General features: G+C 63.6%; 12 protein-coding genes. 4 read left to right on the top strand and 8 right to left on the bottom strand.

Annotated elements, in window-relative coordinates:
• Positions 1-492: 492 nt before the first annotated feature.
• Positions 493-1,503: an AraC family transcriptional regulator ligand-binding domain-containing protein gene (locus tag ACYVN4_RS38935; RefSeq protein WP_460728202.1), complete on the top strand. Its 1,011-nt coding sequence runs from the start codon at positions 493-495 to the stop codon at positions 1,501-1,503.
• A gap of 240 nt (positions 1,504-1,743) precedes the next feature.
• Here ACYVN4_RS38935 and ACYVN4_RS38930 read toward each other — a convergent pair whose 3' ends face one another.
• From ACYVN4_RS38930 to ACYVN4_RS38920, 3 genes are all read right to left on the bottom strand, one after another.
• Positions 1,744-4,476: an ATP-binding protein gene (locus tag ACYVN4_RS38930; RefSeq protein ID WP_460728200.1), complete on the bottom strand. Its 2,733-nt coding sequence runs from the start codon at positions 4,474-4,476 to the stop codon at positions 1,744-1,746.
• Between the two features lie 797 nt (positions 4,477-5,273).
• A complete protein-coding gene (gene yczE / locus ACYVN4_RS38925) occupies positions 5,274-5,894 on the bottom strand; it encodes a membrane protein YczE (protein ID WP_460728222.1) in 621 nt (206 codons plus the stop codon).
• Between the two features lie 455 nt (positions 5,895-6,349).
• A complete protein-coding gene (locus tag ACYVN4_RS38920; RefSeq protein ID WP_460728198.1) occupies positions 6,350-6,637 on the bottom strand; it encodes a WhiB family transcriptional regulator in 288 nt (95 codons plus the stop codon).
• 121 nt (positions 6,638-6,758) lie between these two features.
• On the opposite strand from ACYVN4_RS38920, the gene ACYVN4_RS38915 reads away from it, so the two are divergent.
• Positions 6,759-7,748, top strand: coding sequence for a hypothetical protein (locus ACYVN4_RS38915; RefSeq protein ID WP_460728196.1), 990 nt, complete (start codon positions 6,759-6,761; stop codon positions 7,746-7,748).
• Between the two features lie 610 nt (positions 7,749-8,358).
• On the opposite strand, the gene ACYVN4_RS38910 is transcribed toward ACYVN4_RS38915, so the two are convergent.
• The 5 genes from ACYVN4_RS38910 to ACYVN4_RS38890 all read right to left on the bottom strand — a co-directional run bounded on the left by ACYVN4_RS38910 (position 8,359) and on the right by ACYVN4_RS38890 (position 13,585).
• Positions 8,359-8,844: a DUF6301 family protein gene (locus ACYVN4_RS38910; protein WP_460728194.1), complete on the bottom strand. Its 486-nt coding sequence runs from the start codon at positions 8,842-8,844 to the stop codon at positions 8,359-8,361.
• A gap of 503 nt (positions 8,845-9,347) precedes the next feature.
• Complete coding sequence (locus tag ACYVN4_RS38905; RefSeq protein WP_460728191.1) at positions 9,348-10,397, bottom strand: hypothetical protein; 1,050 nt, start codon at positions 10,395-10,397, stop codon at positions 9,348-9,350.
• Positions 10,394-11,548, bottom strand: a complete 1,155-nt coding sequence (locus ACYVN4_RS38900; protein WP_460728189.1) for a hypothetical protein — start codon at positions 11,546-11,548, stop codon at positions 10,394-10,396. Before ACYVN4_RS38900 ends, ACYVN4_RS38905 begins: the two co-directional genes overlap by 4 nt.
• A 740-nt stretch (positions 11,549-12,288) precedes the next feature.
• Positions 12,289-13,317 (bottom strand): replication protein RepA, encoded by a 1,029-nt coding sequence (locus ACYVN4_RS38895; RefSeq protein ID WP_460728187.1) that lies wholly within the window; start codon positions 13,315-13,317, stop codon positions 12,289-12,291.
• A gap of 145 nt (positions 13,318-13,462) precedes the next feature.
• Positions 13,463-13,585, bottom strand: coding sequence for a hypothetical protein (locus ACYVN4_RS38890; RefSeq protein ID WP_460728185.1), 123 nt, complete (start codon positions 13,583-13,585; stop codon positions 13,463-13,465).
• Positions 13,586-18,886: 5,301 nt separating this feature from the next.
• Between ACYVN4_RS38890 and ACYVN4_RS38885 the strand changes: the two genes are divergently transcribed.
• Both ACYVN4_RS38885 and ACYVN4_RS38880 read left to right on the top strand, forming a co-directional pair.
• Entirely contained in the window at positions 18,887-19,801 is a 915-nt protein-coding gene (locus ACYVN4_RS38885; RefSeq protein ID WP_460728183.1) for a ParA family protein, read from the top strand.
• Entirely contained in the window at positions 19,802-20,482 is a 681-nt protein-coding gene (locus ACYVN4_RS38880; protein ID WP_460728181.1) for a ribbon-helix-helix domain-containing protein, read from the top strand.
• Positions 20,483-20,997 lie beyond the last annotated feature (515 nt).

Below are 20,997 nucleotides of genomic sequence, written 5' to 3'. Positions count from 1 at the left end.
CGACGGAGGCGGATGAGCCTCGAACTTCTCAGCCATGGGAATAGCGCACACTCGAAATGCCCGAACTCACGATGATCTCGTTGGGATGCAACCGACTGTGAGGGAAGGTGTTTCCGCGAGGATGAGGCGTCAGGATCCGACCGACTCGAACGGGTCCTCACGCCCACCGTATTCCCGTCGCCTACTTCTGGAAGAGGCTTCACCATGCTCGACACCGGATCCGCCGGCCCACTCGACCTCGCCACCATCCTGACCTTCCTCGGTTCGGCGGTCGGGATCGGAAGCTCGGTGCTGAACCTCGTCGGCTGACTCCCGCCAACCGCGAGGATCCGGGCGGTGGCGAGCAAGCGACACGGGCGTCGTCACCGCGCGGGATTCGTCGGCCGGATCCGGTGACCGTTTCGCTCGAACAAGCGAGAGGCAGTTCTCGCGACCGCGGGGCCACGTACCCGTTCATCTTCATCCGAACGCGCTCCACCCCAAGGATTTCCCATGTCTGGCCCCAACATCGGTCTTCAGGCCATGGACAACGTCCGTCTACCCAGACACGTGCTGGAGACGATCGGCGTCTGCGCTGCGACCCGGCACCGTCTCACGGTCGCCGCCAACCTGCAGCATTGGGTCGTATCCGAGTCCGAGTCCGAGTCGGAGTCGATGGTGCCCAGCGACCGATACCTGCGGCTGTGGGAACTGGTCGAGCACGAAACCCGCGACCCCGCCATCGCCGTCCGCACCGCGGGTCACTACAGGCTCGGCCAGTTCGGCATCATCGACTACCTGTTGTTCACCGCGCCGACCCTCGGCGAGGGGTTGGCACTCACCAGCAGGTTCGGCGAAATCGCGTCGACCAATTGCTTTCTCACCGCGGTCCCCGGCGAATGCCCAGACGGCGAAACAACGATCGGCCTCGAACTGCGCCGGGGCAAGGGCCGAGCCCGCGAGCTGGCCATGCAGAAGGCCCTGTGCGGCCTATTCGTCAAGATACGCAAGGCAACCGAGCATCACCTGGTTCCGGTGCGGGTCGAATTCCGTCAACAGGCTCCGGAGCACCACGCGGAAATGGCGGAGCTCTTCGGCACAAACCGAATCGAGTTCGCCGCCGCCACCGACCGCATCGTCATCCACAGCGCCGATCTGGCACTACCGATGCCACAAGCCGACGCGAGGCTGAACGCGATCCTCACACACCACGCCGAATCCCTCATAGCGCCCGAGGTCATCACCTGGACCGGCCGTGTGCAGCGCGAACTGTCGACCATGCCGCTGGTCGACCCTATCGCCATCGACACCGTCGCGCGCCGCCTGTACATCGGACGCCGCACACTGCAACGCCGCCTCGCCGACGAGGGCACCACCTGGCGCGGCGAGCTTGACCATGCACGCCGGGAGTTCTCAACAGCCCACGGCCACCAGCCAACTCGGCCGCGCACGCCAGTCGGACATTCCGAGGCCCGAGCCTTCCACCGCGCCCATCAGCACTGGAAATCCGGTGATCCCAGATAACCGCACCCGCGAACAAGCACGCCGCGATTACCGCGCACTCGCCCGCGTCGGCGGAGTTCGGTCTCGCTGAGTGCCCTTGGCTCGCAGTCGATCTCGCGTCGCAGCCTGTCCTACCTGCGGGACCTGCGCTACCGATTGCGGCCGCTCAACGGACCGAGGATGTTCCACTGCGTGGCACGTTTCACGATCCAGACCTACCTTGGGCTCTCGGTGAGAGTGCTGGGCCAACTCGACAGTCGGTCAGAACAGGTCGTCCCACGTCCATTCGGCAGAGCCGGTGCCATCGGGCTCCCGCCCGAACCTATAGTCCTTGGGGTTTGCGATGTTCTCTAAAAAGAGGTCGAAGAACCCGGCTGCGGGTAGTCGGTTAATCAACTTCTGCGCTTGGTCGATCCACCCGCCCGCCTGCAACTGCTGCAGCAAATCCGCGACGTCAGTCGGGCCGTTGAGAACGACAGCGGACACGGTGCGCTCGACCAGGATTCGTGCCTGGTCGACCAACCCGCCCTCCCGCAAAACCTCCAGCAGCCACGTGATGCCGAGTAGGTCGTCCAGTTCGACACCTGACACGGCCCGTTCGGCCACCGCCTGTGCCTCATCGGTCCACCCGCCGTCCAGTAACTCTTCCAGCAATTGCGTGACGCCCAGTAGGAGATCGAGGTCCGCATCAGATGTGGCGTGCTTGACGAGTTCGCTTGCCTGGTCGGTCCGCCCGCCGTCCCGCAACTCCTTCAACAGCCACGCGACGCCGGCTGGTTCGTAGAAATATAGGGCGTCAGATGTGGCGTGCTCGACGAGTTCGCTTGCCCGGTCGATCCACCCGCCCTCCCGAAGCTCCTGCTGCAGCTCCGCGACGCCATAGGGGTTGTCGAGTACGTTGCGGGATACAGCGCGCTCCACCAGCTCGTTTGCCTGGTCGGTCCACCCGCCGTCTCGCAGCGCCTTCAGCAGCTCCGCGGCGTCGAGCGGGTCGTCGAATCGAGCGATGGCGGGCACTGCGCGCTCGACCAGTTCCCGTTCTTGTTCGGTCCACCCGCCCTCTCGAAGCTCCTTCAAGAGCCACGCGACACGGTACGGATCACAGTGAATAACCACGGCAGACACCGCTCGCTCGACCAGTTCCCGCTCTGGGTTGGTCCACCCACCCGCTCGCAGTGCCCTCAGCAGCCGCGTGATGCTGCCCGAGCTGCTGTTGAGATCGACGGTGGGTACAGAACGCTCGGCCAGTGCTCGCCCTTGGTCAGCCGCCCCGCCCTGTGCGAGCTCTTCCAGCAGCTCAGCGATCTCGTCTGGGTTGCTGGTGACGACAGTGGGTATGGCCTGCTCGGCCAGTGCTCGCACCTGATCGTCTCTTCCCCCCTTCCGTAACTCCTTCAACAGTGCCGCAACCTCGGGCTGGTTGGACTTGTCAGGATCGATGTGGTCGATGACCCAGTCCGTCGGCCGTTCGTCACGAGGGTGCACACTCCGAAGCAGTTCAATCAATTCGGCAGCGGCGGCGATGTCCCCGGTGCGGGTGGACTCGATCCACAGTTGGGCGGCGTCGCGATAAAGGCCACGATGGCGAGCGGCTCGGCCCAGAGCGGTGCGGTCGCCGGGTTCGGCATGGTCGGTGAGAGCTTCCCAGAAATCGATCGGGGGGAGGAGCTGCGAGCGCTCTGTGCGGCCGTGCTGATCGAGGTAGTCGGCTAGTTGATACACCGGTCCGTTAGATGCACTCGCATTTGCGGGCGGGTTTGTCCGGGATCGGATTCTGCGTGAACGCGTGGGTTCAGCAGCGACGCGGGTCAGCGGACCGTCCGCGCCCTTGCAGGGCCGCGCTGTCTCGGCCAGCGCTTTTTCGAGCCAATCAGGTTCTGCGGCAACGGCGTTCCATTGGTCAGGGATATAGGAGTGGACGGCGGTGGCCAGCAACCCGTGAGGAATGGCGTTGCGGTGGCCCATGCGCCGGGCGTCCATGGCGATCTGCACGATCGCTTTCGCGGAGGCGGTGAGCTCGTGCTCGTAACGGTGGAGCAGCTCCGGGGCGCCGGCCAGGTACTGGGTGATGCGCCCGTGCTCGGCCCGCCTTCGTGCAACGGCGAACCGCGGATCGGTGATGGCGGCCGTAGCCAGCGCGTCCGGGTCGGCGTCGGCGAACGAAGCGGGTACCTCGACAATCGTGGCAGCGTTAGCAAGCAGGTCTCGTACCTGCGAGGCGTGCGGGCGCCGCAGCTCGGTGTAATACTCCCGCCACAACGTGCCCACGATCAGGACTGGGCCGCGGACCGGGTCACGCAGCAGATCACGCAGCGCGACTGCGGCCTTCTCGTCCCCATTTCGCCCGTCTCCGCCGAGGTACTCCTGAGACTCGTTGAGCCACACCACAGTGTGTGGCCGCACTCGCCCGAGATCCTCCCGCAGCGCCGTGCGCCGGTCTGGGCTGGTCGGATGCCACAGCCGCCACCCGCCGCGCTCGCGCAGCGGCGTGAGAGCCTCCCATAAGGCGCGAGTCTTGCCGGTGGAGGAATCCCCTAGCAGCAGAACGAACCTGCTGTGCCCGGCCTCGACTGCCGTGACGATCTCTGCCAGGGCAGTGTCGTGAGGGCGCGGCACATAGAGGGTGAGCGTTCCCTCGTCGTGCCGGGGCCGATTGACGGTGATGGCCTTGTGTACACCGAGTTCGATCGGGTCCAGCTGCTCGGTGAGTGGTTCACCGGCCCCGCCCCGGCTCGCACGCTGGTATGCCTGCTCCCACACCGCCAGCTCCGGGCCAGTCACCTGGCACGCTGTGAGGATCGGTTTCACAGTGTCCCACCGGGGCAGGTGGGTGACACCGCTCAGGATGTTGCTCAGCGTCGTCCTGCCCAGATCGACACCCGCATCATTGACCCTGGCGACAACACGGTTCTGAGTTAAGTGCTTGCTCTCGAACAGCCCACGCAGCGCTGCGCGCAGATCCTGCGGTGTCATCACCGCCTCAACGTCGATCACCGATCTTCTGCCTCATGTGGTTCGTACCGTCTCGTCATGATGAGTTGCGCCAAGCCAACAGTATTGCCGCGCCAGGCAATTCACGGGAAATGCTGTGGGGCCGATCGTCATCCACTTGCCGCTTTGTGGGGCCGGCGGGTCCACGGCGCCGCAGGTGATCACCGTGGGGCATCATCTGGTGTCGTGCAAGAGGATTCGGACTGCGGGCGAGGAGTGTCAACGGTCGCGTTACGGATTTCGTGTACCGCATCCCGCACCTGAACGCATGCACGAACCAGTTCGGCCAAGGCGGCAGGGACATGGGAGGCGGCCTGGAGCAGGAGAACGAACGCGCCGATCCAGGCGAGGATCTCTGTCATAGCGATGACGATCTACGCCTAACCCGTTCCGCCGCAGCACCACCAGCCAAACCGCACACCGCACCGTCCTGAAGAGCCAAATCCTGCGACCGGACTCGACGGAACCGAACACAACCGAACGATCTCACCTGGACAGTCAGATCCGCCAATCGCGTCATTGCAACGAACCGGCTCCGTTGCGGCTGGTACCGCGGATTGCGCCCGGCCCACCAGCCAGCGACATCGCAACCGGGTCGACACCGTTGAGACGGTCGTAGACGCGCGAAGTCGAGGCATGGACGCTGCGGGCGTGGCAGCGGTGTCGCTCAATTGGTTGGCCTTTTCGACGGTCAAAGGTCCAGGGACGCACGCAAGGCTCGGAAATCGCGGATTGCCTTGTCGGACCCGACTCAATTACGGCCATTCGTCGGCCACAACGCCTGGCGACCGACCAGCTTCTTAGACCGTGCGTTCGGCGGTTCTGCGGTAGGCGAACCAGGGTAGGAAGAATTGGGCGAGCGGGCCCACCAGTAGTGCGTACAGCACCGTGCCGACGCCCACTGTCCCGCCGAGAATCCAGCCGACGGCGAGCACGGCGAGTTCGATCACAGTGCGGATGAGCCGGATGGAACGCCCGGTCGTGGCGGACGTGCCGGTCATCAGCCCGTCGCGGGGGCCGGGGCCGAAGCGCGCGCCGACATAGACGGCGATGGACAAGCCGTTGAGCACGACGCACCCGATGGCCAGGACAACCCGGGCCGGGAGTCCGAGATGTTGAGGAATGAGTGAGAGACCCAGGTCGGAGGAAAATCCGACAACGATGATGTTGGCGAAGGTGCCCAACGTCGGCTTCAGCTTGAGCGGGATCCACAGCAGGAGCACGAGAACACCCAGCAGGGCACTGATCATGCCGAAACTCAGCGGAGTATGCAGTTCCAGCCACTCATACAGGACACTCCACGGGTTGACGCCTAGAGAGGTGCGGACCATGACCGAGAGGCTCAACCCGTAGAGGGCGAGACCGACGAGCAATTGGGGAAACCGTTTGAGCGGATGCTCGCCGAGGGGGACGTAGGTCAGCGGCGGCAGCGAGACTCGTGTACGCGACGTTGACCGACCCGCGTCTCGTCCCTCCTGGCTGAGCCCTTGCCTATTGCTGTTTGTGATCTTCTACTCCAAGTCAGTCGGCTCTTGTGCTTGCCCGCCTGGCGATCGATGGATGTCTGGACCCGAGATGACTCAGGGCACATACGATCCGGCTGCCGGCTCCGCTCAGAAGCGCACCGGTCCGGCCCGGTCGATCCGCGCGAAATGGGTCCATGGGCGCACCCTGCGCGGAAGTGGCTGCCGTAGGGCGTGGCGACCGTCGACTCGGCCAGCAGGAACTGATCGGCCGTGTCGACAGATGCCGATGACTGTCGCGGCGCCGACACGACAGCTGAGGCACCGACTGAGCCGACGGGATCGATGTCGAGAGCCACCGAGCGGCACACGCCACGGCAGTGCGAGTACGGCCGTAACCGCTCGAGATCGTGTCACGATGCCAGAGCACGAAGATCGATAGTCCGCTGCCGTTCCCGTTCCGACATTCCACCCCAGATCCCGAATAATTGTTCAGTTCCTAATGCATATGACCGACAGGCATCGAGCACACAACAATCTCGGCAAATTTCTTTCGCCCGACGGATTCGATCCATTCGAGCGCGACCACGCTCACCGTCGGGATGAAAAAAGACCGCCGAATCCATGCCGTGACAGGATCCCAAATCCTGCCACCGCACACTCCCGGCAGTCCAACGATCACTCCTGACCCCTGTCGACATCGACGCTCCTCTTCAACCTCGTACCCCTAGGTTAGGAGCTCCCCATTCCTGGAAATACCCGACTGGACCGGGAACATCCGGGAGTAGTACCAGTGGAAACAACTGAACCCAGGAGCGGACCATGCCTCGGCAGATCTCGGCCGAATATCGAAACCACGACGACCCGGTTCAACTGTATGGCGACGTAGTCTCGGCCGACTTGACCAGTGTTGGACAACAGCTCGCCATCGCAAAACGGCAGCAACGCATACGGCTGGAATCGGCCGGAACCGGTTCAGCCGAGATCGCCTTCCTTATCCCCCGCCTCGGCTTCGATATTTGTACTGCCGCATTCGGTGGGCTGATAACGCAATGGCTGAGAGCACGGCCACGAGCCGACGGCGACACCACTCCGGTGGTACCACCCGAACGGTATGCGCCACTACCTCTGGAGATACTGCATTTCGCAGGCAATATTGCGGTACCGATCATCGATGCCTCGGATGTGATCAGGGAAGAATTGGCGCACAGTCCCACGGGCATCAAGTTCTTGCTTCGATGGGAGAAGGACTACATCGACTACCAGCGTGCTCTCGTGGCCGTCGGTCGAAGGCCATCGCATCTTCCCGTCGCCTACGACCGGTTCAGAGAAACGATCGTACCGGCCGCTATCGGTCAGGCGTTCAGCTACAGTCTGCTGCTGCAGCACCATCGGACTCGGACCGTTCTTCGAGAAGTAGCACCTGAACGGCAAGCCGACGCTATCCGCGCCGTCGCACGTCGTAGCCCGGAAATATTCACCAGACAAGCCATGCTGCACGGGCCCGATGATGTTGCGCTTCAAATCAAGATGGGAATGTGGCGGCCCGACGGCCTAATCGGTCTACCGACCGAGCGCGGCAGTTTGGCGATGTTGGAGGCGCGAGACCGCGGTCCCCTAGGTTTTCGATGGAGCCGAACCATGGACACATCGGTGAGGCCGGTTTCGGCCGAATCGGGGCTGGGTTGTCCGGTCCGGCACCGGGTCGCCGGGGAACCCAGCCTCATCAACTATCTGCGATTGTCCGGACTTCGGCCGCAGGCAGCGGACCCACTCATCACCGCCCTTGTAGCCGGGACCAGGACGTGGTGACCGTCAGCCGCGTCTACTCCGCAGCGTCGAATCGAACCGTGTTGCAACGCAAACCCATCCCATAGTTACAGGTCGCTGTAGTAATCGCTGAAGTCCGGGCGGTATGACGTACCCCGTGGTCGCACATCCAGGTCCCGATGCCCGACCGCAGAAAGTGCCCACAGCCGCCTGCACTGACGGCGCCAGTGCGCGCCTCCACGCACATCCGACCGCCCCGTCCCCAATCACGTGGCCCGAGTGCCAGGACGAACATCGGACGGGGTCGGCGTCGTTCGGCCGTCGCCGGTCGGACCAACTGGTCGAATTCGCCAGAGTTGTCGACGATTCGGAGCCACGGCGGGTCCTGGTGGCCGGGTAGCGCAGCCGCGTATCGGCACGCCAGACAGGCACTTGCGCGCCCTCGGGTCGATCCCCGATCGGCTCGAGGACTTCTCGCCGCCAAAGACAGGGCCTCGCGGCGCAGACCCCGCCACAGTCAATTCTCAGGCCAGGCTGCGCGACCGAGCACGAAGGTTGTCAGTACTCACGATCCGATAGTCACGACAATGGGTCTGGCAAACCGATGACAGCGGGTGCCAGCGAACTGCACCGCACCCGGGTTGCTCGGAATTCAGGGGACTTCGGTTTCAGGTCGGAACGTATCCAGGTCGAGGTTGTGGAGCCACGTCCTGTAGTTGGGGTTGAGAATGTCGATGTCGATGGAGAGGTTGCTGGCGGTGAGGATGAGGATGACATTGGGTAGGTCCCAGCGCATGTACGAGTTGGGTTGCGCTTCTCGGCGAGTGGGTGCTCCGAGGTCCGACGTAATCCGGTACGAGAGTTCGGTATAGGCGCCGACCAGCGAGGCAGCGTTGGTGGGGTCGGTGATGTCGGTGGTGAAGTAGGAGATGCGCTGCAGCTCGGGGGTGCCGTCGGTGGTGATGTAGGCGTCGGCGTCGGTACGACCGTTGGAGTGGTTGGTGGTGAACGTGGCGCTGTTACGGGTCAGACGGTTGAGGTGTAGTCCTATGGCCGAGCCGAAGGTAGTGAGGTCGGCGACACTCCATGTCCAGGCGAATTCGGCTGCATGATGGGCGATTTGAGCCGCGGTGTTCACATCGGTGTGCATAGGTTGGTGAATGCCTTCGGTAATGGGCGGGGACCAGGAGAGATCAACCTTGCCGGTTCGAGCTGACATCGATCTGGCAGGCTTTGCCAGACAGCACGACAGCGCCCGCTTCCGAAGGCTTCCGAATGATAAAATCCAGTATTCAACTTCGCGGATTACTCTGAATCGCCCCAGATTCGGTATACGCCGGCCTATCCCTCTCCAGCCTGTTGCTAGGCGTGAAATGCACAGTTATCAGCGTCGTACTCCACGGGTCGATATGACACGGCGCACAAGGGATATCCGCGCTGCGGCTCGCGACAAGTGCTGCGGGCGCGGCTGTAATCCGTTGACGGACTGCGCATATCATGCGGACTGACGAGGCCGAACACCACGTACCGGCGTGCCGAAGCCGGGCCGACAGCGATAGCGGATTCAGAATTACCGCCTTGGTCTGCAGCAACGGGCCGCCGAGCAGGAACGGATGATCTCGGAACGCTGCCGAACGTCGGTCAATGCTCGGCGTCGGGGAGCGCGTCACCGGCGATCGCCAGCGCCCGCTCGAGCATTCGCGCCACCTCGTCGGCTTGGCTGTCGAACTCGTCCCACAGGTCATCCAAGGCGTTGAGCCGCTGATGATCTCGGTGACGGGCAGCGACGCCGGCGTCGTAGGTATCAGCGAGGTCGACCGGGTCGGTGAGGACGGGCACGGGCCGATCCCGTGGGGCCGCCGTGACCGTGGGGTGCAGACGATAGGCGGGCAACGGGCCGCGCAGATGCGTGGTGACGATCGTGGCGATCGAGGTGGCCGACAGCGGTTGCAGCCATACGGGGATGTGGTCGTGCATCGGGGTGTATCCCCGCCGGTCGAAGCTGGTGAACAGCGGAAGGTCGGCGTGAGCGGGGTCGAGCTCATCGCGCGGGAGACTGCGATGGGTCAGATGGTGTTCGAGCAGGCCGCGACCCGCTGGCCGGGGCGCGAGACGGAGCACGTCTACCCAGCGGCGCAGGACCGCGACAGGGCAGGAGGCGGGGTCTGCGGTGGACACGAGAGTGGCGAGGCCCCCGCCGATGACCGCGTCATCGGCGCCGAAGCGCAACTCGTGCTGGGTCAGTCCCGCGATCTGCGGGTAGGTCATACCGGAAGCGGCCAGCACCAGCAGCGCAGCGTTGCGGCGGCCGAACAGGCCGCGGGTCCAACCCCAGATAGGGAGTTGGGGCACAACCGATTTCACTCGACTTGTGGTCAGTTCCCGCCGATGCGCCTGATGCGCACTGAGTGCGGTGCGCAAAGCCGCGGTACGACCGGGTGCAGCGAATCCGGCCGTGAGGTGGGCACGGTTGATCGCAGACATCCGGGTGCGGTGCGTGGCCAGGGTGGCGGGATGATCGTCGAGGAAGGCCGCGACGGTCAACGCCGTGGCGGGCAGGGCGACCTGATCGGCGGCCGCGCACCAGCGCGCGAACAGTTCCCAGGGGCGCTGATAGCGCGCGGGCAGGTCCGGCGGAGGTTGCCGATCATCCGGCGGCGCACCCGGTTCGGGTTCGAGCGGCGGCGTCACAGCCGCAACAGTGCGGCCGCCGTGGTCGCGGCGGACGAGGCTGGGTCGTAGCGGCGAACAGCGTTCGCGGACTTGTGGCGGGTCAGCGCCATCACCTCGTCCAGGCTCGCGCCCCGGGCGAAAGCCTCGGTCGCGGACCCGACCCGGATCGCGTGCGCGCTCAACGACGCCACTGTGGCATCGTCCAACCCGGCCTGGGTCGCACGGCGTTTGAGCATCCGGGAGATGGATCCTCCTGTCAGCGCTTGCTTGTCGCGAGGGACGCCATTGCGCAGCGATCGAAACAGCGGGGTCGTGGTCTGCGGGACACGGGGCCAGGAGCCATGACACACATGCTCGTCCAGTGCAGCCGGACCGCGGACCAGGCGCGTGACCGCCAGTGCCCCGGAATCGGCTGCTGCCACTGCCACCGTGGTCCAGTCCACCACCGCCCCGGCGCGCTCGCGTTCCTTCTCGCGCTTGATCACTCGGTCGACGGCCGTATCGTGGGAGGCGATCACCGCCAGCCACCGCAGGTAGGCACACCACGGACACCACCGCGGCAACGTAGTTCCCCTGGGTAGATATACGAAGTCGGGGTCATCTCTGCCCGACCCCGGCTTGCGCAGCCGCACCGCCAACCATTGCTCGTCGAGCCGTTCGGTCGTGGTGACGTCGCGCACCTCGAGGCGCGCCAGCTCGCTGGTCCGCAGCGCGCCGCTGAAACCCAGCACCAGCAACGCGATATCGCGACGTGCGGCGACCTGCGCGACCCATCCGCGTGCGCCGGCATCGATGCTGGCCACGACCACTCGCAGATCGGCGGCCAGCAACGGTGGCGTCGAACGCGTCGAATCGCCGACTGCGGCACGGCCCTCACGAATCTCGGCCATGAGGGTGGTCACGAGCGGATCGGTGCACGGATTGGGTAGTCGCTGTCGCAGGTGCCGGTCACCGATCGACGCGAGCCAGACCCCGAACGTGGCGGGTTGGTAGCGATACCGTCCGTCGGTGGTCTCCCGGGCCGCGTCCTCCAGATAGCGTGCGACGGTGTCCGGAGAGGCCGGGATCGAGTGGTAACTCTCTGCGGCACACCAACTTTCGAAGCGGCGCCAGGCGGAGTCATAGCTTCGCCGAGTCCCGGAAACCTCTCCCGGGGGATCGACAGTCACGGCCGGGGCCCCTTCGCTGTCACACCCGGTCGAAGGAGGAATCCACTCGCCGGGCGGCCTGAGGCTGCCGGTTGGCCAGCCCCGCTTCGCAGCCTAGCGGGCGCGGCTGACACCGTCCGGGAGGTTGCACGGGCCGGAACCGGGTGACCATTCGAAATTCGTCCGTCAGGTATTGGTCGATTCACGGTCTGATTTGGCGTCGTGGATCCTGATCGGCTATGACAGCCGGCTGGTGCTGCAAACAACCGGGGACGTCCATGGAACGGCGGTTTCGTTCACCCCTTGAGCCGCAGGTGAGTTACACGGGGCGACGAGCGGATTTCGCGACTGGATGCGCATTAGATGCCGACCCTGGCTTTCAAAGCTCCGCGGCGGCCGCACTGTCCGGTACCGGCGGGCGCGGCTAGCCGACTGTTTGAACCTGGTGAGACCGGCATGAAGCTGGCGAGCGGGGCGACCGCGATCCTGCTGCGGGCCACACAATGCCATGATCCAAATCCGGCGGCACTCACCGGCCGATCAGACCGTGCTCGGATACCTTCAGGATCACTTGCAACCTGGTGTGTGCGGTCCCCGGATGTGCCAGCCGCGGAGGTGCTGGCTGCTGCGGCAGTAGCCGGTTCATCAGTGTCCGTTTCCTCCGCACTCCCGGGCGCAAATACTGCGGAGTTCGAACTTCCCGACGGCCTGGAGCTCGGTGCCCAGCGTCACCCGTGAGCGGGTTCTCGTGTCACCGACGGTCACTCGATGGTGTGTAGTCGTCGGGTGGGCTTCTTGAGGACGTGGGTGGGGCTTGGGTAGAGCGTCAATCCGGTTTGGTCGTCAACTGTCACATTGAGATCCGGGTAGAACGTCTTGACCGCATCCAAGTGTTTTTTGAAGTCCCGCCGGAACTGGTGCCGACCCTGCTTGGTGTCGGCAAGGCTGGTGCCGAACTGCAGCATCAGCAGCGGCCACGAGATCCGCACGGGGTCTTCGAGTTTGAACACGCGATAGGTCAGCCAGATGTAGATGTCCATCGCCATCGGCGAGGACTGCAACGCGTTGAGAACCTTCATGTCGACCGGTACGGGGTGAGCGATGACTTCTTTGAAAAATTCGGCCGACAGGTTGATGGTGCTGGGCATGAGCGATGGCTGAATATCGCCCCGACGCCCCGCTCGCCCGATGTGGCCCGTCCACCACAGATCCCAGCTCGTCGCGACACTCAACTTGATGGCCTTGGATCGCTGCGCGGCGTTGCTGTCCTTGTAGTCGATGATGATGCTGCAGCGAAGCAGCCGTTCGGTCTGGTTCTGGAAACGGCCGATGGTCCCGGTCCGGCCCCCCGTTGCACGGCCGAGCCCGACCGTCCGCATGAACTCGCTCTGGGAGCTTCCGAGCACCACGACGGGCTCGCCGGTCAGGACCGCCTCCGTCGACAAGTGCGCCAGGATCAAGCGAGGAATGCCGCCGTAAGGAAACCCGTACGACTGGGCGACGCCGTCCTCCATGACCATGCCGGGCTGCACCGAGATCCTGTACGCCCCGCTCTGGCGACCCCAGACGGCCTTTTCCGCGCCGGGATCCTTGTAAGGGAGGCTGAACTGCGTGAAGAGGCGCCCCAGGTAGCCAACCTCTTGAAGCTCCTGCTCGCGCAGAGCCTGAATTTCGGCAACGCAGGCGGCGAGCTCTGCTTCATCTCGTTTCGGCCGCGGCATGAGGGTCAGCATTGCACGGATAACGCTGATATGCCCGCCCTTAGTCGGCGTGTCCGTGTCAATGCGCATTACAAGCCGACCCTATTCGCGGGCAATCGATTTCGCATGACCGCGGTCACATTCCGAACCCCCTGGTCGGCGAGAAATGCGCACGTTCTCGACAGAGCGGGACAATCGCAGGGAGCGACCAGCGGATTCCTCGACTCGATGCGCATTAGAAGCCGACCTGGTCTTCGAGGCTTCGCACCTGCCGCGAGGTCCGGTGGTGGCGGCGCGGGTCGCCGAGCGCCGGAACCTCGGTGAGACCGGCATGAAGGGTGCCCGGAGGTGGGGTCACGGGCGATGACGGTATCCGCGGGTGAGGTGCGCGAAGGCTACCGACCAGCCGATGAGAGCGAGCCGCGATTGTGCACAGGATTCGAGCGCGTACTACTACTAGATATTTTCTTCTACTAGAAGAACAACTACTTGTAGGGCCAAATTTATGCCGTCTGACCTGCGAAAACACGGAGCCTCAGTCGGCAACAAATGTGTGGAGGGTCGGCAGGAAATGTGTGGAGCAGTCGGAAAACCCGAGAGAAGCGGTCGGCTTCGAATGTGTGGACAGGATCCTGCATCCACAGGGTTGTGCACACATTTATGCACAAAGTCGGCGAGAAATGCGCACAGACGGCGCGTCGGGCGTCGAAACCCCCGATGGTTGCAGGGTTGCCTGCGGCGCTCGATCGGCGCCGTCCGCGGGCTGTGCCCATCGAGCGCCGGGCGGGGGCCGGCCCGTGCGCCTTGGTCGGCGAGAAATGCGCACCCTGGCAGGGTGTCCTGCGCGACGACCGCCCTCAGCACCCACTCCGTGCCTTGACCGACAGGGAGTCGGCGCAGCCCGATCCACGCGCTCACCTGGGAAGGTCGGCTTGTTATGCGCAGCACTGACACGGCTCGACGGACACCAGCAGCTCGGGTGCTGTACGCATAACAAGCCGACCGCCAGCGCATGAGACACGTCCGACTTGGATGCAGGCAAGGCTCGCGAAGGCGTATTCGGCTCTCGATGGGCACAGAACCGATGCGCCCCAGCCGATTTGACGTCGCTTCGCAATCGGCAGGTCGGCGGCTTATGCGCGACAGTTCACGGCGACCAACGAGAGGTCATCGGAAACCCGGATGATGGTGGCCCACGGATGCCCGATCATCAGAGTCCTCCTCACCTGCACAAACGAGCCGTGCGATGTGCTCGTCGGGGGCCGTAGACGTGATTCCAGTCGGCGAGAAATGCGTGAAGCAGTATCTGTGCGACCTCCTCCAGCGTCCAACCGCAGGGACCGAGTACAGATCGGAACCGGGTCGGCGAGGGGGAGCGCCCTTCTCGCCACGCATCACCGGTCGTTGATGCGCACGCCATAGTAGATCCGACCGGGGCTCCAGAGGTCGTCGGAAAAGGTGCGCATTTCTCGCCGACCAGGGGATGAGGGGCGTCGAAGCCGGACCAGCCTCCCGCAATCCCGCGGCCTGCAGTTCCAGCGCAAGCTCGGCATGCTCCAGCCGCCGGGCGTCAGGCTCCATCACCGGCCCCTGATCGGAACTCGTTGTGGCTTTGATCAATTCGATGCCGCGGTCGGACCGGTGACCCGCGCATGGACCCATGCTGACCCGTGTGAGCCGTCAGTGGCGCGATCTGCACCGGGCCGAGAATCTCCACCGCCACCGAGCGACCCGAAACCCTTCGCGTGGCTCGCATCTCTCGATGACAGGACCGAGCAGCGCCGACGGCGGCCCCCGCAGGCCGCGCGTGCGACGACCAGCCCACGCGTGAACGGCGTGGAATGAACCCCGCGCGTCGAATACGCCGCCTGGAGCGACGTCGGCCACACACCCCCGCGGAGCGGCCGATCGATCGGAACAAAGGCGCGCATTCCTCGCCGACCACGGGGTGGCAGTGTCGGAGGTCGAACCAGCCGCCGCCGGCTCGCGGTCGGCAAGAAACCCGCAATCACCATCTCGTGGTCCTCAACGTCGCGGTGAGGACAACCAGCCGATCAGGCGCAATGTGGCGAACGTAGCGTCGGCACGATGTACCTCCGGCCCATCTGCCACTTGCCGACCGCCCCAGAGTGAACCTCGAACGGCCAATCGACCCAGTCGCGCCACTGACATCGAAATGGAACACCCAATGACACTCTGCCCGCAAGTCGCCCTCACTTAGGAAACTAGCCTCTACGTGGGAACAGGCGGCTTCGACGCACGATAAGAGAAATTATCGAGCTTCAGAACAAAACATCTCCAACCGACTTGCCAGAGAGGTGGATACACCACAGAAGTCCGTGCTCGGCCCGCGCGCTCGGATGCGGTGCCGGGCGGCCGTCACCAGCCTCGAAACTCGACAAAACACCAGGTCAACGGCACGAACACCGTCCCCTCCAAGCCTACAGAAGGACGCCGGGACAAACCGCGGCGACGAGCAACCGAATCGAGAGCCCCACTCGACCGACCAGCCAGTGGCCTCGCCAGCCAAGCCACTCGCATCCTCGAGATGCGACGCCCCGACACGCCGCGGAACGCCGGCGCCCGCGCGACGCGGTCAGAACAGCTAGACACCGCAGACCAAGTCAGCGCCCCTCCCCCACGCGATCGATCACTCGGGCCACGCCACACGCCCTTCCCGGACTCGCAGCACACCTGAGCTCCCCCACGGGTGCCCGCACCCCATTCACGCAGGTCAACAGGCGATGCCTCTAATTGCCCCGTGTAGCCATTTTTAGACGTAAATCGGGTATGGACACCATTCGGGCACTCGAATCGCCCCACGGCCCAAATAGGGCACATTTCCGCTCTCGCTAGAGATTGACGCGCCGGAATATGGCTGAAAATGTCAGCTTTGCCCCACGAACCGGCATCCTTTCAGCAATCACCCGTTTCCGGGTGTCTCACCCGGAAACGGGGCGCTCGTGCCGCCGGTAAAGGGATGGGACGAAACGATGCCGACCCCGCTCGACACCACGCCGAGGACGTTCGGACCCAGTCGACATCACGGTCCCAGATCGCAATGAACGTCGCCGCATCGCTCCGGCGTCATCGTCATACTGGACCTCAGTCCACCGCTTCCCGGTCGATGCTGAGCGCTTGTCCGCCGCGCGATCACGCCGTGAAGGCCGCAGTGGTCAGAGGTTCCTCGCTTCGACCCGCGGCTACCTACGCTGAGTTCCCGCGCCGACCATCGGAAGCACAGGTCGATCTCGGGTAGCCCATGCTCGATCACCAGATCCTGCCCCCCCACCTGTACCGATGAATACGGCGACACGATCGAGCCTTTACCCGAGTTGTCGGGAACCGAGAGCAGTGTGGCGTTAAGGCCAGAAGTACACGAGCCCCGACCGCCGCGCATGTGCTGCATGGCATAGGACGTCCCGGTTCCCCGGTCCAGCGGATCGACACGATGCACGGCGCTTGTCGCGACTACAACGCTGAGTGACGCACCCTGAGTTGCGGAGCACAAGGTCCCGGATCGCACCGGAAACTGCGGCATGGTTTCGGCACGGGAGGCTGCGCGCCGGTCTGCACATTGCGGTCAGAAGCAACTGACTCGCCGAACGCTGACCTCCGTCATTCGTGCTCACCCAACCGCTGATCGAATCGCTGTCCGCGCCAGCCTGCTTGGCCGCGACGTACGCCGGGAAGGTGCTATGTCTCGTGGTACTACCGACGGCTGTCTGTCGCGACGGATGATTCACTCGATGGACGCAGGTCGTCAGCGTCCACTCCCCCGTGTCGGATATGCGAGCGCGATTCGATTTCAACGTGTCCTTGTCATCCAAACCCGATGCCTCGATGACGTGTGTCCGCCGGTTCTCGGAATGCCTCGCCACCCGTGAGAGATGCGTGCCGCTCGCGATACCAAATTCAGTTCACCGCATCGATGTTGTCGTCGGCGACGAAGGCCGCAGCGCCCGCCGATCGTCATTCGAACCGGAGTACCGGAGTTTTCAGCAATCGATGCGTACAACGCGATGACAGTCGGTTGGAGATCCGTGCAATCACCTCTGCCCCAAGTCCTGGTGTCCGACTTGTCTATCAGGTCAGACACTGTCCTCGGGTTTCACGTTAGACTTCGCTGCACGCACCATCGAGTCGAGTACGCAACGCGGAGAGGAGGAGTCGTGACGGAGCAATCAGCGATTGCACAGCCCCCATCACCGACGACCTTCTCCTCCCTCGATGTCCGTAGGGGCGCACGATTCCGGTCGGATACGAAGGTTGATCTGGCGGAGGAAAGTTACCACTGCCTGCATGTTCATTGCCATACCTGCGGGACGGGCATAGTTGCCGCCATCGCCTCCGGCATCACTAATGTCGTACATGAGACATCTTCAAAGACTAATCATGCGACGCTAGATGCGACGTTGTGTACGACGTTAGCGACGGCAGTGTATGCGGGGCGTCATCGGTCCAGCACGGGTGGCTCGTCTTGTGCCGATTGCCTGATCGACTGTCTGCTCCATCAGCACGTCGATGAATCAGTCTTGCTGCATGCCTTGTTGAATACTTCTCAACGTCCCACCGATTCGACCGAGCTAGAGGTCGGTGTCTTTGCCTCGAATAAGGTCCTTGGCAGGTATGTTGAAGAGGCTCTTGAACCTTCCTCATTTCGGGTCAGTTCTAGCGTTGTTAGTGGGAGCATCCGACATCTCGTTGAACCTGCACGTCTTGCGGATGTCTATCCTGCGGCCGTACAGATAATCTCGAAGCCTCTGCATGCGATCTTGTCGTCTATCTTTGGAAAGACGATCGGAGTGGCGGCACGGCGGCCCCTCTTAGCGATCACTGACCCAACCGTGTCTGCAGCAGGTCAGGAGATATTTCCTAGGGCATCAGTTGTGGAGATCGCTAATACGCATTACTCGGCACTAACGACGGCTTTGCTTAAGGTGACCTGTTGGACGACACTTCGGAACGGACGACACGTCTTCCCGCCTACCGCGATTCGGGGCATTCTCAGTACAGCTAGCACGCTCGCTGAGAAGGTCGATGAGCCGGTCGAAAGCATGGCGGGTACGCAGCTCATTGCACCTGACGCACGACAGGTCGTTTGCCTGTCCTTCAAGGCGAGTGTTCCTCGGACACTTCGCTATGCATGCCGACGTGACGAGTGCAGTACCTGTGTCACGCACCTGCCAATGACCGCATCGGTCGGCGGACGCAATTCCTACTGTCTGACCTTGCCTACGCACCAAGAAAAGATCGCTGACACTCTCCGAAGATCGCCCTGTACCTCGGGATTAGAGGCGACAGCTCCAACGAACGCAACCATGCCTTCGATACGTACCCTGAAACCAACTGGTGGGCAGACCGTTTCGGATTCATCAGCATAGATCTGCAATACCGTGTGTCCTGCTGCGATAGACAAGGCATCCTGCCGTGACCAATACAGAGGCAACACTCCGAGGAATCACATGACGGACTCCACCGTCGACTGACCCGCCCGTCGCTCACTCGGTCACCGTGCTGAGTGGCAGATCTGTTGCCTGGGACAGCGATTGACGATCTGATCGACCTCGCGACAGAACCATGCGACGGGCGCGACACACCCCATGTCGGTTGTTGTCGGTGAGGTGATCACTCGGGTAGCGTCGCAGGCGTGACAAGTATGCGTTTGCTGCCCGTTCCCCGAGCCGTGAGACGAACCATCTTGGTGGCCAATCAGAAGGGGGGAGTGGGCAAGTCGTCGATCGTGGCCGCCATCGCGGTGGCTGTCGCCAAACGAGGCAAACGAGTACTCGTCGTCGACGCGGACCAGCAGGGCAACTGCACCATCCGCGATCTCGGCGTCAAAGGTTCCGACGAGGGCCGCTCCTTGGCAATGACTCTGCAGTACGGATCCGCGCTTGAGCCTGTGCTCGATGTCCGCGAGGGCCTCGATGTGGTCTGTGGGGGAAAGCTTCTCGCCATGGCGGGCACTGTCGTGGCCAATGCCGAGCAGCACGGGATCGACCCCCGCCACAATCTGCTGACCGCGCTGGAGGCACTGATCGAGTCGGGTCGCTATGACCTGGTGTTGATCGACTCGGGCCCGGGTGACCGTGGCGTCCTCGATCTGTTGTTGCAAGTGGTGAGTTGGCTTGTCGTGCCGACCAAGGAGGACGACGGCAGCATCGACGGCGCCGAGCTGTTGGCCCACCGGTATCTGTGGGCTCGCAAGAACGGTGCGCTGGTCGAGTTGATGGGAATGATCCTTTTCGACTGCAATCCTCGTGCCGTGCGTCGCAACGAGGACACTCTCGGCAAGATCATGGATCTGCTGGACGGCACCGGGATTCAGCCCTTCCGGAACTTCATCCGCCAGGACAAGGCGACCGCGCTCGACGCGCGAGCATTCCACCTGACCCCGGAAGAGCTGATCAACTTCACGCCACCGAAGGCCGGTGACAATGCCGACGGCGAGGACGGCCCGACCAAGCGATGGTCACGTGACACCGAGCCGCTGGCGTCGGACTATCAGGCCTTGACCAAGGAAATACTTGTTCGTCTGGCTGCTGGCGAGCGTACGAAGGAGGCTGTGTAAATGAGCCGCAAAGGGGCCTTCAAGGCCGACGATCTCGACGACATCGACGATCTGCTCCCGCCGCCTCCACCCGTCGCCGTGCCGGTCGCGCCTGTCCCCGCGCCCGAACCCGTTCACCTCGACCCCGTCGCGGCTCCGACCGCGGCCAAGTCGGTTCGTAAGGCCCCCGCCAAGGTTGCCGCTGAGACAGCGACTCCTAAACGACCGCGCCAGACCACTGTTCGCGCCCCCCGAACCACTCAGTCCACCCCCGAAGCCCATGTCGCGGCCGTGGTCGCCGAGGCCCTACGGCAGCTGACCCACCGTGAGAAGCAACAGCGTGGACGCGGACGCAGCTACGGCGAGGTGGTCCTCGACGCCATCGAACAGTTCGAAACCGAGCTGCGAGACCATTTCGCCACCGCGGCCGCTGCCCAACCCAAGGGGCGGTTGTTTCAGCGCGTCGACCACTCCCGTCCGCGGCGACGCCGCCACGCCGAGCCGCCAGTGAAGATCCCGCTCGCCGGGATCATCGCCACCGACGTCGAATCGTTGGACACCCTGGCCGAGGAGTGGCATGCGGGCAGTCGCAGCGCGCTCGTGGACCAGGCACTGAAGTTCTATCTCGCCGAGGAGATCACTGAACTCGCCGGCGATGCCGAGGACTCCGAGACCACAGAGGACACGTCGGCGGCGATCTGATCCGACTTTCACAGCAAGGTCTTCAGAGTGGTACCACCGCACGGGTGGTACCACCACCGCTACATCGGGGGCGTGTAGCCCCGATACGGCTGTCTCGATCACGTCGAGGATTCGCTGCGCGGCCCGCCACTGGTCGGTCATGTAGGTACGACCTTCGAATGAGGGAGTGGCAGAGAGCCAGGGAGATGGGGGAGCCCAACGGGCATCGACCGAACAGCACGCTGCGGAGATCAAAGCCAAGCCTGGAAGGCACGGAGTCCGGATGCCGGCCGTGGACAACGTTGCAGGACAACCGATTCCACCACCGGGACAGCCACGGGTAGGCGGATCAGGTATTCGGGGAAGGATTTTCACGGCTCAGAAGGCCGGGACATTAGGGGGTGGCTGTGCGAGGTCTCTATCCACAACCTCCACCACCCTACTACAGGAATCTTTTCTAGGAGAAGAACTACATGGGGCCGCGATTTATGGCGTGTCACCTGCGGAAATACCGGGTCGGTGTCCGCAAGTTATGC

The organism is Nocardia heshunensis (assembly GCF_054782115.1).
This window is presented reverse-complemented; position numbering and strand designations above follow the sequence as displayed.